The sequence below is a fragment of the Vibrio mangrovi genome (assembly GCF_024346955.1).
Taxonomy (GTDB): Bacteria; Pseudomonadota; Gammaproteobacteria; order Enterobacterales; family Vibrionaceae; genus Vibrio; species Vibrio mangrovi.
In genome coordinates this window covers 1,178,516-1,194,024 of sequence record NZ_AP024884.1, presented here as the reverse complement: position 1 = coordinate 1,194,024, position 15,509 = coordinate 1,178,516, and the positions used below count along the sequence as shown (strand labels likewise).

At 44.3% G+C, this 15,509-nt stretch carries 15 protein-coding genes; 6 read left to right on the top strand and 9 right to left on the bottom strand.

The window, feature by feature from the left end; genetic code table 11:
- Nucleotides 1–14: 14 nt before the first annotated feature.
- Both OCU74_RS21400 and pncB read right to left on the bottom strand, forming a co-directional pair.
- Nucleotides 15–821: a DUF5718 family protein gene (locus OCU74_RS21400; protein WP_087482969.1), complete on the bottom strand. Its 807-nt coding sequence runs from the start codon at nucleotides 819–821 to the stop codon at nucleotides 15–17.
- A gap of 138 nt (nucleotides 822–959) precedes the next feature.
- Nucleotides 960–2,267 carry a nicotinate phosphoribosyltransferase gene (gene pncB, locus OCU74_RS21395; protein WP_087482968.1) on the bottom strand — a complete coding sequence of 436 codons (1,308 nt, stop codon included), beginning with the start codon at nucleotides 2,265–2,267 and terminating at the stop codon, nucleotides 960–962.
- A gap of 274 nt (nucleotides 2,268–2,541) precedes the next feature.
- Here pncB and OCU74_RS21390 point away from each other — a divergent pair, with 274 nt between their 5' ends.
- Nucleotides 2,542–3,258, top strand: coding sequence for an NUDIX hydrolase (locus tag OCU74_RS21390; RefSeq protein ID WP_087482991.1), 717 nt, complete (start codon nucleotides 2,542–2,544; stop codon nucleotides 3,256–3,258).
- A gap of 28 nt (nucleotides 3,259–3,286) precedes the next feature.
- Here OCU74_RS21390 and OCU74_RS21385 read toward each other — a convergent pair whose 3' ends face one another.
- Complete coding sequence (locus tag OCU74_RS21385; protein ID WP_390623663.1) at nucleotides 3,287–4,399, bottom strand: DUF3541 domain-containing protein; 1,113 nt, start codon at nucleotides 4,397–4,399, stop codon at nucleotides 3,287–3,289.
- Between the two features lie 373 nt (nucleotides 4,400–4,772).
- On the opposite strand from OCU74_RS21385, the gene OCU74_RS21380 reads away from it, so the two are divergent.
- Nucleotides 4,773–6,134: a diguanylate cyclase gene (locus OCU74_RS21380; protein ID WP_087482966.1), complete on the top strand. Its 1,362-nt coding sequence runs from the start codon at nucleotides 4,773–4,775 to the stop codon at nucleotides 6,132–6,134.
- Nucleotides 6,135–6,164: 30 nt separating this feature from the next.
- On the opposite strand, the gene OCU74_RS21375 is transcribed toward OCU74_RS21380, so the two are convergent.
- The gene (locus tag OCU74_RS21375; protein WP_087482965.1) at nucleotides 6,165–7,700 is read right to left on the bottom strand and encodes a DUF3612 domain-containing protein; all 1,536 of its coding nucleotides are present in this window, start codon (nucleotides 7,698–7,700) and stop codon (nucleotides 6,165–6,167) included.
- Nucleotides 7,701–7,861: 161 nt separating this feature from the next.
- Between OCU74_RS21375 and OCU74_RS21370 the strand changes: the two genes are divergently transcribed.
- Nucleotides 7,862–8,449, top strand: a complete 588-nt coding sequence (locus OCU74_RS21370; RefSeq protein ID WP_234993651.1) for an aldolase/citrate lyase/malate synthase family protein — start codon at nucleotides 7,862–7,864, stop codon at nucleotides 8,447–8,449.
- A gap of 96 nt (nucleotides 8,450–8,545) precedes the next feature.
- On the opposite strand, the gene OCU74_RS21365 is transcribed toward OCU74_RS21370, so the two are convergent.
- Complete coding sequence (locus OCU74_RS21365; protein ID WP_087482963.1) at nucleotides 8,546–9,163, bottom strand: NUDIX hydrolase; 618 nt, start codon at nucleotides 9,161–9,163, stop codon at nucleotides 8,546–8,548.
- A gap of 105 nt (nucleotides 9,164–9,268) precedes the next feature.
- Nucleotides 9,269–10,186: a chemotaxis protein gene (locus tag OCU74_RS21360; protein WP_087482962.1), complete on the bottom strand. Its 918-nt coding sequence runs from the start codon at nucleotides 10,184–10,186 to the stop codon at nucleotides 9,269–9,271.
- Nucleotides 10,187–10,560: 374 nt separating this feature from the next.
- Between OCU74_RS21360 and OCU74_RS21355 the strand changes: the two genes are divergently transcribed.
- From OCU74_RS21355 to ppiC, 3 genes are all read left to right on the top strand, one after another.
- A complete protein-coding gene (locus tag OCU74_RS21355) occupies nucleotides 10,561–11,874 on the top strand; it encodes a methyl-accepting chemotaxis protein (protein ID WP_087482961.1) in 1,314 nt (437 codons plus the stop codon).
- Nucleotides 11,875–11,973: 99 nt separating this feature from the next.
- Nucleotides 11,974–12,315 carry a hypothetical protein gene (locus tag OCU74_RS21350; RefSeq protein ID WP_087482960.1) on the top strand — a complete coding sequence of 114 codons (342 nt, stop codon included), beginning with the start codon at nucleotides 11,974–11,976 and terminating at the stop codon, nucleotides 12,313–12,315.
- A 76-nt stretch (nucleotides 12,316–12,391) separates the two neighbouring features.
- Nucleotides 12,392–12,673 carry a peptidylprolyl isomerase PpiC gene (ppiC, locus tag OCU74_RS21345; protein WP_087482959.1) on the top strand — a complete coding sequence of 94 codons (282 nt, stop codon included), beginning with the start codon at nucleotides 12,392–12,394 and terminating at the stop codon, nucleotides 12,671–12,673.
- Nucleotides 12,674–12,747: 74 nt separating this feature from the next.
- Here ppiC and speG read toward each other — a convergent pair whose 3' ends face one another.
- From speG to OCU74_RS21330, 3 genes are all read right to left on the bottom strand, one after another.
- Entirely contained in the window at nucleotides 12,748–13,287 is a 540-nt protein-coding gene (gene speG, locus OCU74_RS21340; protein WP_087482958.1) for a spermidine N1-acetyltransferase, read from the bottom strand.
- Between the two features lie 197 nt (nucleotides 13,288–13,484).
- Nucleotides 13,485–13,976 (bottom strand): acyl-CoA thioesterase, encoded by a 492-nt coding sequence (locus tag OCU74_RS21335; RefSeq protein ID WP_087482957.1) that lies wholly within the window; start codon nucleotides 13,974–13,976, stop codon nucleotides 13,485–13,487.
- Between the two features lie 96 nt (nucleotides 13,977–14,072).
- Nucleotides 14,073–15,485, bottom strand: a complete 1,413-nt coding sequence (locus tag OCU74_RS21330; RefSeq protein ID WP_087482956.1) for a HAMP domain-containing sensor histidine kinase — start codon at nucleotides 15,483–15,485, stop codon at nucleotides 14,073–14,075.
- Between the last annotated feature and the right edge of the window lie 24 nt (nucleotides 15,486–15,509).

Here is a 15,509-nt window from a genome sequence, read left to right as displayed (position 1 = left end):
CAGATAAAAACCAATCAAGCGACGATCTGAACCAGTGCCGATGCACCTTCCGGTTGTTCTCCTCGCTCTACATATTCGCGGATATTTCCGATATGTTTTGGATAAACAATGACTGTGATTTCATCACCGGACTGAAGATAGTTCTGTTCGCCGAATGTTTCATATGCAGTCGCACCGATTGAAATGATTGCATGGCTCGGAAAGTGATTATCTTTGAGGATTTGGGCAAAGTCTTCCAGAGGGCCGACGTCTTGCTGTGAATTTAGTTTCTCAACTAGCCATTCCAGCAGGATGTCATAAAAATAGCTGTAGCCGAGGACTTCCGTATCCACACCGTACGGATGTAACTGACCATCTCTTTTGACGAATGAAGCGAGATGGTACTCATCCAGCTTACCGCCGAGTGAAAATTTATCCAGGTCGATCCAGGTTGCGCTGACCCCTTTACTTTGTTCACCCCAGTTTTTCTTTTCTGAGATTTTTTTCGCCCCTTCTTTACGGATGGTGCAATCATTGAATGCGGCAAACTTCAGTGGATTGATTCCGGTTACTTTTCCTTCCTGATAGATCAGCTCGCAATAAAGGGCAACTTCCGGTTCAACCTGTGGGTTGCCATCATCTGGAATAACCTGATGCTGGTGGGAGAGTGGGAATACATTGAGAAAAGAGTCGCTTTTGGGGAGATAAAAGGGAAAAATCCCTTTTGGAGCACCTTCTTTGGCTTTGATATGGAGAAAATCTGTAATTTCCCCGGCCTGTTCCAGATGTCTGGCAAAATTGCCGGCTACACCTAATCCGATGCACTGCGTTAAATCAACCATGGGTATTTATTTCCTGTCATTACTGCTGAAATGAAGGTCTATGATAGAAACTTTGCCTTATAAAAGGAATGGTTATTGATGATGAGTGATAATCTGATCCTGCTTTCTGCCAGAATTGCCTGAATCCTGCGATCTGATTCAGGCTGCAGCAATATATTTGCGCTGACTGTGCTGCATTTCTTTTAGCGTTTCAATCAGCTTATCAATGTCTAAATTGATATTGAATTGTTGCTTCAGACTAGCCAGAAATACTGCATCTTCACACATGGCTTTTTCCGGCTCGTCACTGATTTTCGCGACCGGGCGGCCATTACACTCAGCAAGTTTGATTACAATCGACAACGGTGAATACGTCCGGCCATATTGATTCTTCCAGCCTCCGAGGTCATTGGTCAGGAAAGTGCCGATTCCAAAAGAAATCTGAGCGCGTCCGGCAAAGTATTCACATAATTCAAGAGCCTGACTGAAATTCAGGCTGTCGGAGAAAATGAAGAGTTTTGTCCGCGGATCAATCCCCAGCTTTTTGTAGTGGGCAATCATTTTCTCTCCCCAGGTAAAGGGACAGCCGGAATCATGACGAACACCATCATAGGCTTTAGCCAGATGCATATTAAAATCGTTCAGAAATGCGTCAATGTTCAGAGTGTCCGTTGGCGCAATAGAGAGCTGACCGTCGAATGCTGTTAACCATTGTTCCAGGGCAACACGCTGTGAATCTCCCGGATTCACCAGTGCCTGATGGCCCATAAACCATTCATGGGCGATGGTACCGATAGGTTTCAGGTTAAATTTCCGGGCAAAATGGTAGTTGCTGGTGCCTAGCAATAGCTCAGGAATCTCTTGTTTCAGGCATGTCATTACCTGCTGCTGTACTTGTGCAGAGAAACGGCGGCGGGTGCCCATTTCAGTCAGTTTAAAATTATCAATGCCACGTTCTGCCAGCTCGGCTTTCAAATCTGTGAGTTTATTGTGCAAAACCTGACGGGCTAAATCAGCCGGAACATCCTGCCAGTAGTAACGGCTTCTGACTTCAGAAACGATAGCCATAATCATGGTTTCATACAGAATTGTATCGCGCCATGTTCCCCGGATACCGATCCGCAACTGACGCTTTTGTCCCTGATGAATAATACCGAATTCAACCTGTTGGGTGGGTTGGAACTGAAAATAGCGCAATGCGTGCAGAAACGCAGGTTTCAGATGAGGTGAACTCTTTTGCAGATACTCGATTTCGTGTTGAGAAAAACGTAACTCAGAAAGCTGCTCAACTTCTCTGCGGATCTCCGGGAGTAGTTCACTGATATCCTCATCAGAGCGGACAGTCAGTTCGTAGCGAACTTCTATATTGGGATAGAAAGTATGGATGGCCTGCATCATATTGATTTTATATGCATCTAAGTCCAGTAGGCTCTGGATGATATGTTCAGAAAAAAGATGATTACTCATGGGGCCATCCTCACTAACAATATATTAGTAACATTTTGTGCCTAACCTAGCCGGACATTAAATGAGACGCGTGCATTTGTCAATCATTAGTCCGTGTGGTTATTTATAAAAATATGTATAATCTTTGGCACAAAATGAGATAAAACCCTATTTATTCTCATGATATTTGTTAGTGGTATAACTGATTTAGTTAGTAACATCTTGTGATTAAGTTTGACCAATGATGATGTCATTTCATAGAATGAGTGAGGTGTTGGATGGGAAAACTGTTCTTATGATTGTAACAATCGATATGATCTGCCTCCGTTTGTCTGAAGCCGGGATTCAGGTTTTGCTGGTGAAACGGAGTAACCCAAGCCGCCCGGATTGTGGGATGTGGGCGATTCCCGGTGGATGGGTTTATGATGAAGACTTCACTACCAGTGGCGGAGAACCGGCAGATGAAGATTTTGAATCTGCACGGCGTCGCATCTGTCGGCAAAAAGTTCATACTTATCCCAATTTCATCAGTGACCCACTGGTTGACGGAAATCCTAAGCGGAATCCGGATGGCTGGAGTGTCAGCATTTCCCACTATGCTTTACTCAATGCCTCGAATGTCCGGCAGATTGAAAATGCGGGGATGGATCGTAATCGTCTCGACTGGTTTGATTTAACTCCGATCTTACAGGGACAGACAACGCTGGCTTTTGATCACGCGGCTCAGATCCAGCATGCATGGACCAAATTGAGGGCAGCCGTAGAATATACTTCCGTTGTGTTGTTTTTTCTGGAGAAAGAATTTCTGGTCGCAGATATCATTGATGCTTATGCGAAATTCGGTGTCGAAGTCAACCGCATGACGATCAAGCGGCGTTTGATCGATTCAGAAGTGATTATCAGTGCCAATAAGATTGCAGCACCGAGTAAAGGACGTGGTGGAAAGCCTGCAATGGTGTACCAACTGGCGAAAAATGAAGTCAGTTATTTTCAGACTTGTTTGCGTGGCTAGTCGGTTACCTGTTTCAGGCGAATGGTAGTCATTGAGCCTGTGCGGAGCTTTTCGGCTCAAGTCCGTATGGAAGAGAGCGGAATACCTCCGGATTTTGGTCATATTTTGGTGCAGAATTGGGTTTCTGCCAATCCAGTAACATGATCGCGAGCAGATTACGATGTTCCCCCAGTGTCAGACTGAAATTCCCTTTTTCTGAAGGAATCATCTGTTTTAACGGAGGAATTGCTTCCTGAACCGCCTGTCTGGTCTGAGCGACGACAGGATCATTTTCTAGTCCGGCAAGCAGAAAACTGAGTCCGACTTCGGCGATAACATCTGGTTTGGTACGGTTGATAATGGTTTCAATATTGGTCCGGAAATAATTATAAATCCACTGATACTTTGCCGCTGAGATCGGATGCTGATAGTAACCTGAAGCTGCAATAATGATATGCGTCATGCCATAAATCTTATTCTCGAACTGTTGGGCTGAGAGTGCTTTGTCCTGCTCGTCCGGATAAGTTTTACGAAATGCCTGAATGAAAGCCGCCACTGTGTCCTGTTCTCCCAATTGTTTGAGCCAGAAAACCTGATTGGCTAGCTGTGCCGCCCACGCTTTGATCATCTGAGGGTCGGTAGCGTACAAATTAAAATCATACTTACGCAAAATATGACGCAGACGCTGATCATATTTGTGTTTCAGGCCATATTCATCCGCTCTGGCCATTGCCCCAAGCAAATCAATTCCCAGATAGAGGTATTCCGGATGATGTTTCGTTACGGAATACCGAAGCTGGGAACGTTCATCTTTATTCCCATCGTATGAGGACAGACGCTGCTGAGAATACAGGTAAATGGCTTCAGGCGTGGTGACATCATTGGCGAAATGGTTGAGTGTGCTGGCGATTCTGGCGGTGTCCTGCCAAATTCCTGCTGTGTATTTTGTATCTAATGTTTGCCGGTACATCCGCAAAGCATAATGACCGGCTTTGAAGGCTGGCAGTGTATATAGGTGTTGTTCATAGTAATTGCGGATTTGAGCGGCTGAATCCTGAAAACTTGGTGGAAATGTAACAGCTTCTTGTTCGGTTGGTGCTCCGATACTCTGGCAGGTGAGCATGATGAATAAAATTGAAGCGATGCCACATTTCTTTAACATGTGCTGCCTTAGCAAAGACGGAATGATTTATAAAACATATGCAATCGTAGAATAAGTAATGTTAGCGCAGTGCAATATGTGTGTGAAATTACCGTTTTGGCTGTCTGCAACGGTACTTCAATATTGAGATTCTTGATATTTTAAACTGATAGATGATTGAAGTCCGGCCTTATTTCATATTGTAATTTATTGATGACCCCGTCATTAGTGAGGCGTTCTTATTGGCTGAGAGTGGATATTCTGACATGAACCATTTGATTTTCATGGATTTTAGATGTCAGAGTTCTTTTGTCGTCTATGATCAGGTCAGTGACCATTTCATGGCTAGAGAGTATTACATCTTCATATCAGTCCCTCACGGGAGAGGAGCATTATGCGCGATATTCTGTTCAGAAAATGGACAGTGATTGGTTTTCTGGTTTTACTTGCATGCATTTTGGTTGTGTTGGTTGAATTCATTTTCCAGCGTCATCAAGAGGTGATGCGGCAGGAAATTCAAAGCCGGACAACCGAAGAACTTTCAATCATCCGATTTAAGCTGGAAGCAACCGTTCTGGCTGATATCTATGTGGCGAAAAGTTTGTCGACACTGACGACTGTAAATGCCAGTACAGTGGCAGAAAGTTGGGAAAAAGTATCTCAACGTATTATGGATCAGGGGAAATACATTCGTTCGCTTGCTCTGGCTCCTAACGATATTATTGAATATGTCTATCCGCTGGAAGGTAATCGTAAAGCATTGGGGCTGGACTTCCGTACGATTCCCGAACAGTGGGCGACTGTCCAGCGGGCTCATGAGCTGAAAGAAATTTTTATTGCCGGTCCTGTCGATTTGGTTCAGGGCGGTAGTGCGATCGTTGCCCGCTGCCCGGTGTTTCTGGATCCGCCATATAACCAGTTTTACTGGGGAGTCATCAGTGTCGTGATTGATATCGACAGTCTGTTTAAATCTCTTGCTGTTGATGACGTGTTGCGGGGCTATAACATCGCGATTCGGGGAAAAGACAGCGCTGGAGAACAGGGTGATGTATTCTGGGGACAGCCCGATGTTTTTGAACATGCTTTTGCAAAAGAGACCATTTATTTCCCGTATGGCTCCTGGAGTATTGCGATTGCGGAAAGAGATAACATCAACATTCTTGATCAGGTTCCCTGGTTTCAGGCACATATTGTTCGCGTGATCGGTTATCTGCTTCTGGTCTTTCTTATCGCTTCCTTTTGGGTAATTTATCGTCTCTACGATAAATCGAATCGTCTTTCTCTCTACGATGAGCTGACCCATTTACCGAATCGCCGTTATTTTATGAATGAACTGAACCGCTACTTCGAACGGGAAAAGAAGGCCAGACAACCGACAGGATTCGCCTTGTTGTGTATTGATGTGAACAAATTCAAAACGATTAATGATAATTATGGGCATATTGTCGGTGACCAGGTACTGGTGGAATGTGCCCGGCGGATTGAAAATGCGATTCGGGACAATGACTGCGCGGCCCGTATCGGAGGCGATGAATTTTTAGTCTTGTTAAAAGGTGGGGAAAAAGAGGAAGATCTGCGCAAAATTATGGAGCGGGTCCGGCATGCCGTCCGGGTTACTCCGGTGATTTGCGAAGAGCTTGCCATCCCGGTCGGTATCAGTATTGGTTATACCTGCTACCGGCCTGAAATGAAGAGTGTCAATGAGATGATCAATCATGCTGACAATGAAATGTATGATGAAAAATATGCATCATAACGATCGTTTTAAGAGTCATACTGACAGAACTTATTTGTCAGTCACGATAATGCCTGTTTGGGTACTGTAGCAACTTGGCTTACGGGGACAGACACTTCCACGGGGACAGATTAGCCGTGCATCGTTTGTGATGCCGCGCTCTATCCATTTGATATTGAGTATTCTGGCGAGCGTTGTCAGATCACTTTGAATTGCTGGTGGTATTGCAGCGATACCACCATTCCTGACACAGGATTCTTTCAGTTCCATCGCCATTTGCCGCGCATCTCCCCCTTGAGCACTGATTGCCGGATTCAAATCTATACCGGCACACAAAACTCGGTTGTTCCCTGCCGGGTCGACCACGTTCAGTGACTCACAACAGTAAATTCTGGGTTCATCCCCGACGTTCAGGAGTGAAATCTGGGCAGAACTGGAAGACTGCGGATGCTTGAGTTGCCGAAATACCGCCCAGTGCTGACAGGGATCGTTGACTGTCCTCATATTTCCCCAGGGAAGTGGGATACCATTGCCCCGGTAGACCGCTTTAAGTTTTCCTTCACCGTAGGCATCGAAGTAATGCCAGTAAGGATAGGGAGAAACAACCGTCATCCTCCGCATTGCAACTGATGGGGAAACTCCTACTTTTTGGTGAACGCTGATTTCATAGCCATTACGATCCAGCAGTTGCCGGAATGGGACTTTCGGACACAGAAGCGCTCCGGCGAAGAAACTGGATTCAAAATCCCGCCAGGCTTGCAGGATGTCTTTGGAGTTGAGTTCATAGTCAGCCTGTGGGCTGCCTGGTTCTTCCCAACTACTGGTATGTCCGATAGAAAGAACCGTTTTACAGCCATCCTTGCTGTGAAGGATATTGTGACCGATGTAAACCGCGAGATCATACTTCAGCCGGGTTGGATGATGTTTCATGACATCATTGAGATAAATTGCATTGGGTGGCTCAAAATAAGAAGTGATTAACTGTTTTGCCGAGAGTCCCAATTCATCTTTCACTTCCCGCGGCGCCTGAGAGAACCAGTGGATACTGAGTCCGAGATGTCTGGCAATATCAGTCAGATCTTCGACAGTCAGGTTAAGTTTTTTGAGTCCGATATTTTCCGCTGCCCGTTCCAGATCCGGGAAATGGTTTTGCAGACTTTCCTGATGTGCCCGGATGAGTAGCTGAGCAAACTGGCGCCCGGTAATTCCGGTTTGAGAAAGCATCTCAGGAATGGCAATTTGAAGAATATCTTGTGAAAACAAGAAGCTGGGTTCCAATGCCATTCCATTAATTCCCCCCCGGCTTCCTTTGTCGGGTGTGATATCGATCTGATCGGGTTGATCGTCGAGAAACCACTGAGGCTTTTTCTGAAATACTTCGGCAATGACTTCCAGCATTTCGATACTCGGTACCCGTTTCCCCCGTTCGATCATTGAGAGATAAGAGACAGAAGGGGCATATTCAGGATTCAGACGGATACAGCGAGACGATAGATCTTCCATCGTCAGATGGTTCCGTTTTCTCAGATTTCTGACTTTGGTGCCAAGAAAGTGAGACTGGCGAATTAAGCTTTTAGATAATGTCATTTGTAAAATTCACACTGTGAAATTTTTGTTGTGAAATTGTTTATAAAAATAGATTAGTCTAAAAAGTAAGCAAAATCACGAATCAGTCGAAAAAGTATGTTGCATGACGTGAGATTGTGAAACGGAGAGAAATTTGCTGCAAAGAGGACGCATGAATGAATATGCAAATGCCACATAGTTCGTTGAATCAGAAGCCGTATAACCAACAGTCGGACCAATTTATTACAGAGATGGTGATTTCTGTAGAAACATTGGGTGGTGGACAAGCGCAAGAGAAGCAGCTTCAGGCAAAGCAGTTGCTTGATCAGCTTTTCCCACTGCATGAAGGATCACACTGTGACGTAACAGGATATGTGGTCGACTACCGTCATCTGATGGTTTACTTCAAGGATGGACGTCATACCGGCCTTCGTTACCCAAAACATTTCGTGGCTTATATTGGGGACCGGCATAATCCGGAAGCAATTGTATTCCGCAATGGGGACGGATGTCATGTTGAAGTTACGCTGGGGAATGGAAAAGGCACAGGAATGCCTGAGCCGGTATCTATCGATGATATTCAGCTGGAAACCTATACTCATCTGAACTCTGTCGCGTCCGAAAGTCATGCAACATTAGGTCTTCGTCACTGGGTCAGTCTGGTAAAAGCGGATGAGCTGGGACATCCTCAGGTTTGTAGTGAAAACAAAGAGTATCAGTCAAAAGATGAAGCAGATTATCAGTTGGATATTAGTTTCAATATTGACTAGTTCATGACTTTACGCGGTTTCACTCCGGCATTTCACCTGATGAAGCGTGTATCGGTTCTCTCAGAATCGATACACGCTTCATCCATTCATCGATCATTAATCGATATACACCTCAGAGATACCATTTTCCCAGGCATCAAAAGCCATATGAATGTCTTGGGCTAACACTCTGCTTTCAGATAGTGGTGGCAGGTTGTGCGGCGAGAAAAAATCGATCTCTGAAATCTCGATATTTTCTGTTGCCTCACCATCAATCAGTTCACAAAGGAAGAACATCTTATAAATGTGAAACGGAAAGAGTGGCTGATAAGGATGGACAGCCCGATCTTTGACGGCATAAAGCCGGGGAGAGGCGACGATAAAACCTGACTCTTCTTCAACTTCACGAACTACACCTTGTTTGGGTGTTTCACAAACGTCACCCCAGCCTCCGGGCATGGTCCAGCAATCATCTTCACGTTCTCTGACCAAAAGAATTTTTCCATCCTGAATGACAGCGGCACGCAAATCAATCTTAGGTGTCGGGTAACCGGATTCGGGGAAAAATACAGCACTGATCTGTTCAACCGGTGCGTCGCTGAGATGTGAAAACATCTGATGGGAAATATCACCAAGTTGCTGAAATCGCTCAATATCAAATTTATCTTTTGAATATGTCAGCCCAGCCTGACTAATTGCCTGAAGTTGTTTTACCCAGTCGATCCAAGGGTTCATAATTCTTTCCTTATATTGAATGGTGTGGGATGTGAACGAAAAGAAGAGAAATTCTCCGGCATATATGAAGATACCGGAGAATAATGAGATAGGTTAGTTAGCTACTTAGCTACTGAATGCCCGCTCTTGTAACTTGGTTGCGCCGCGCAGCATGGCTTCAACTAACTCTGTAGAATGGAATTTTTCCAGAGCTTCATGTGCACCAACCTGTCTGGCTCTGTCAACACAAATTTCACTGGACAGTGAAGTATGAAGAATAATGTAGGCATGATTTAAAGCATCATCATTTTGTATCTCGAATGCCAGTTCATAGCCGTCAAGGCCCGGCATTTCGATATCGCTGACCAGAATGTCGATGGGGTTTCCCTGTTCGGCCTTGTCGCGCATCAGTTGCAGACCTTCTGTACCATTTTTACAGATATCATAGGGAATATTAATGCCGTCCAGCGCATCGGCCAGCTGTTTTCTGGCAATACTGGAATCATCAACCAGCAGAATATTAAAGGATTTCAGTTTTTCCCGTTCGACGTCAGTCAGAATCGGAATTTTTGCCGATTCATACTGCGGATAAATTTTCGAAAGCAGCAACTCTACATCCAGCATCTGAACAATATTGTCCTTATAACGCGTGATTCCGGTGACAAAGACGTGATGTCCGGCAGTTGAGGGAGTTGATTCGATAGAACGCCAGTCGCATTCAATGATTTTTTCAATTGTACGCACCATAAATGCAACAACGGTGCGCAGACAGTCGGTCACGATTAGGTAACAGTTTTGATACTCTTCGCGGGGAATGGGCCGAAAGCCAATAGCCGCAGCCATATCGATAACAGGAATGGTCATATTGCGAATGGTTACCGTTCCGACCACATTGTGATGAGAATACGGAATCTGCGTCATAGGCTGATAGGACACAATTTCTCGAATCTTTAAGGTGCCAATAGCAAACAACTGACGTTTCAGGTTGAGTGTAAACATCAGCATACCTTGCGATTGATTGGCTTTACTTACGGTTTTCGCCATGGTGATTTACCTTAAACAAGACTTACGCCAATACTATACTTAAATTGCTCCAAGATGCGAGTTCCAATCAACTGGTACATTGAGTTCTTTCCAGATAATTTGCGCAGGAAACTCTTCTTCTTACTATGTTGTAAGCATACTGCAAAACAGCGATTTATCGATTAATTCACTAGTTTTAGTGCGGATATTTTCATAATGTCCGGTATTTGTGGCAAACGATATATCTCCAGCCTGATATCTAATATTTCCCCCAGCCGCCGGCGGTTGTTCAAAGATAGGAACTGATAAGTCAATATGAAATTTATCGTCTATGCTGAAAAGGTCCACTTGTTAGATTTTATCTGTTTTCTTGATTGATATAGAGAGGTGTATTCATGCTTTTCAACCGTTCGATAGCTAAAGAGAATGAGTCTTTAAAAAAAGAACTTCATTTAATAAAGCAGATGCATGATGGGCTTGATGATGAGATGTTAACAGTACGGCTTACTCCCGCCGGCGCTATCTCTGCGGTGAATAGAATTTTTGCTGAAGAAATGAGATATGAGCAGCGTGAACTGGAAGGAAAGAAAATGACGGAGATGGTTCCGTCAAAAGAGCGTTCTACAGGTCACTACAAACGTTTAAATTCAGCATTGGCAGAGGGAAAGCACTGGAATGGTGCGATCCAGGTTTTGAAAGGTAATGGTGAAGAAGCCTGGTTAAGAGCCATACTACAGCCGATATATGATACGAAGAAACATCTGCAATATTTTTTGCTGTATGCATCTGAACTGACTCAGACAATCCGCACTTCCCGGGAACATGAAGATATGATCGCTGCTTTACTCCGTTCAACGGCGGTGATCGAGTTTGACTTGGAGGGACATGTTCTGACCGCCAATGAGAATTTTCTGCGGGCAATGGGATATACGAAAGAGCAGATTGTCGGTAAACACCACCGAATATTCTGTGAACCGGAGTTGTATAACTCTTCCGAATACGAGGCTTTCTGGCGTAAATTGAGAAGTGGGCAGTTTGTTTCCGAGCGCTTCAAGCGCATTGATAGCCACGGTCATCCTGTATGGTTAGAGGCTTCTTATAATCCTATCCATAATAATCACGGCGATTTATATAAAGTTGTTAAGTTTGCCACGGTGATTACAGATCAGGTGAATCGGGAGCTGGCTATTTCTGATGCAGCGAATATCGCTTATGAGATCTCACAGTCGACGGATATTCAGGCTTCAAAAGGACAGGGTGTTATTCAGGATACGATTCGCACTATGGAAGAGCTTGAACAACAGATGATGCTGGCATGTCAGGGAATCAAAGATCTGGATGAACTGTCTAAAACGGTTAGCGATCTGGTTGGTAATATCAGTGGGATTGCAGATCAGACTAATCTTCTGGCACTCAATGCTGCAATTGAGGCTGCCAGAGCTGGTGATCAGGGCCGGGGATTTGCCGTGGTTGCTGATGAAGTTCGGGAACTGGCACTGCGGACCAGTAAGACAACTTCTGAAATTGTTGATGTTGTCGGGAAAAACCAGAAATTGACAGAAAAAGCAGTGGAATTAATTGAAAATGGGCAACTGAGGGCAAAAGATGGTTTGAGCCTTTCTAACGATGCCGGTGTGGTTATCTCTGAAATTCAGGAAGGAGCCAAAAAAGTGGTTGGGGCGATAGAAGAGTTTAATCAACGGCTTTAGTCTGGAGATGAAATGATTTGATCAATCGTAAAGTCAGTCTTTATGGTCGTACTCCGAGGTGATACTCTTTCTACAGTGCTTTATATGTTGTGAGAGAATATGGAACAGCAGGATTTCCAGCTTAAGGCAATTGATCCGACTATTATGGGTGAAATTCAGCTTTTACTGGCTGAGAAAAGAACATCGCTTTCGATCATGCGTACGGGGATCGCGGTGTTTGCTTTGCCAATGTCGGTATTCAGTGTACTGATTGCAACCTCGAAGTATTACGACCTTTTTCACGTCTTGCATTTGTTGATTCCGCTTGGGCTCTTAAATCTGGCACTTATTGTATTGGGTGCATATCTGATTATCAGCTCGATTATAAAAATGAGAAGATATGATAATCATATCAATCAAATCAAAGTGGAATATGGTGCACTTCGAGAATTTATCGAATAGTCAGATCTGTTGGTCATAATGACTTTATCTCTGAATTTCGCTACACTTCGCGGCCTTCGGGTGAGGAGGAAATATCATGGCGAGAACAGCAGCAGCAGCTTTACATATTTTGGTGAAACATAAGAATCAGGCAGAAGATATCCTGCAGCAACTAAAGAAAGGTGCTAAATTTCAAACGCTTGCCAGAAAATATTCTTTGTGTCCATCCGGGAAGAAAGGTGGTGATCTGGGTGAGTTTCGTCAGGGGCAAATGGTTCCTGCATTTGACAAAGTCTGCTTTCAGGGAGAAGTACTGAAGCCCGTGTTGGTTAAAACCAAATTTGGCTGGCATGTGGTCAAGGTGTTGTACCGGACCTGAATTATCTGCCCGACAAGGCGTGGTTTCCTTCCTTTAGATGGGAAGCCACACCGGAGGATGGCGATGACCTGCTCTCATGGGTGAGTTGAGCCCAATTTTATCTTGCTTAAATAGTCGTGCTGTAAAATATACATCCGTTTGACATCCTGATAGCGTCCATTGATGAAGAATTCTTCAACCAGATGCCCTTCTTCGACAAAACCTGCTTTAAGGTATAGGTGGAGTGCAATTTCATTTTCGATTGCAACGTGAAGATAGATTTTATGCAGGTTTAAAATTGTAAATGAATAGTCTAATGCTTTATTGATGAGATCTGAGGCATAGCCTCTCCCCTGATATTCCGGTGCAATAATGATCTGAAACTCAGCACTTCTGTGGATATAGTTAATTTCAATTAATTCTACCAAACCAATCAATTGATTATTTTCATTCTCTACAACGAAACGCCTTTCAGCGTTGTCGTGGATATGCTTGTTATATAATTCTTCGAGTTCATCAAAAGACTCGTATGGTTCTTCAAACCAGTACGACATGATATTTCTGTTGTTGTTCAGGTTGTGAATAAAACGTAAATCCTGACGTTCTAATGCACGCAGGTAAAGCTCGCTTTTCATGATGTGGTCCGAATTTGTATTTGGGTTAGGTTTCTTCATGGCATGTTTGCCGATGGGAATCTTATGTTTATAACATAACACGTTGGGAGGACAGGCACCAGAAAGTGCCTAGTTAAAGGGACAGGCGTCATAAGATAGTTAGAGGGACAGACGCCATAAACCGGACGCCTAAACTGGGAGCTCCAGTTTGCGATGGGTCAGGATGATTTCAGATATTGCACGTGAGCTTCCATTTCTTCACCGATTTCCTGACGCATATTCATTAAGCGAATTGCCGATTCTCTGAGTGCAATATCTTCCGGGGTTGTCGGCACCCACTCTGGCACAGAGCTTGGTTTACCATGTTCATCGACAGCAACCATGATGACGATGCAGTGTGTGGTCAGACGTTTTTCCTGTACTTTGGGATCGCTGGCCTGAACATCGATTGCAACATGCATGGATGTTCGCCCGGTATAGACGATTTTAGCTGTAACTTCGACCAGATGGCCAACCTGAATCGGTGCAACAAAACGGATACCGCCGGCATAAGCTGTAATACAATATTTACCGCTCCAGGCTGCCGAACAGGCGTAGGCTGCCAAATCGATCCATTTCATCACGGCACCTCCGTGAACTTTACCTCCGAAATTTACATCACTGGGTTCTGCCAGAAAGCGGAGAGTGAGTTCCCGTTTGCTATTTGTCATATCGACATCCTCATCAATAATTATTCGTTATAAATAGCAAAATGTGTCTCATTGAGCAATATACATTTATATAACAATTGATAGAGGTATATTCAGTTAATGCAATGCAATCGTGAAGGTTGCAATCAGGCCATGTGGTTTGTTACTTGTCAGGGTCAAATCGCCACCATAAGCTTTTGCCAATGATTGCGTGATCGACAGCCCCAGACCGACATTTGAGCTGTCTGTATCCCGGGCTGAGTTCAGGCGGGTAAATGGTTTGAGGACATCAGTCAGTCTGGTGGCATCAATTCCAATACCAGTGTCGATAACAGAGACAGTCAGGTATTGTTGGTCTGTCTTGACAGATAGTGTAATAGTGACGGATTCTCCACCGTACTGAACCGAGTTATTGATCAAATTTTCAGTCATTCTTCTCAGACCCAGAGGAGGAACATTCTCAATCATATTTGCTGGTGCCTGATAGATAATATTCGTGTTCTTTTCCATATATTCGTCGACAATCGTCTGCATGAGGCTATGAATATCTGTTGGTTGTCTTGCTTCCCGGTAAGTGTCATTTTTGGCAAAACTCAGTGTACTTTGTAGCATTTTCTCCATGACTGACAGGGTTCGCAGCATCTGGTGTTTATCTTCACTGTCTTCAATGAATTCTAACCGGAGCCGGAGACTGGTTAGCGGAGTTCTTAAATCGTGAGAGATTGCGGCCAGTAACTTTGTTCTTTCTTCAAGATAATTTGCCAGTTCACTTTGCATTTCATTAAATGCTTTGATTGTCGGGTAGAGATCCTGAGGTCCATCAGTATTGACCGGGGTGACTTGTTTTTTTTGGGCGAAAGTCTCTGCCGCTGTACCTAGGTCCCGAATGGGTTTCAAAGCTCGACGGACAATCAGCAATGAAATCAGAATTGTTCCCAGCATGACCAGAGTCAGAGAGAGCAATACGCTACTAGACCAGTGGATAATCTCTTTTTGAACGCCGGATGAAAAGTTCAGCCAGCTCCCATTTTGTAGCCGGACAGAACCATCAATCGTTGCCAGATAGCCCCGATGGTGATTGGGTTGGTTTCTTTGCATCCGGCCTGACATCATGGCGTTATGCATGTTGTCCATATTATTTCCGGACATAATTAATATTGAGCGAGGTTGCTGAATCAGAGATAGGTTCACTTCTTGAATGCCGGCTGATGCCATTTGACGGCGTAGTCGGTTGAGTTCTTGATTTTGAGCTGTTGACTCTATTCTGGGTGAAGTTGCAATGGCGAGTGACAGATCTGAACTACTGCTGGCTCTGAGTATTGATGAATGAAGTTCTGGTGGCGTTTGAGAAAGAATATCGACAACTGAGATAACCCGCTGAATAGCGCCAGAGGTTGAAAGGTAACTCAGGTTTTTCGATTTTTCAGATGAAAGCAGGTAAAGGGAAAGCAATCCACTGACACAGAAGCCGATAAAGATGATCCAGCCGATCTGATGAATCAGTTTTTGACGTTGATACCACTGAATCATGAAGTGCCTCTCAATATCTTGATT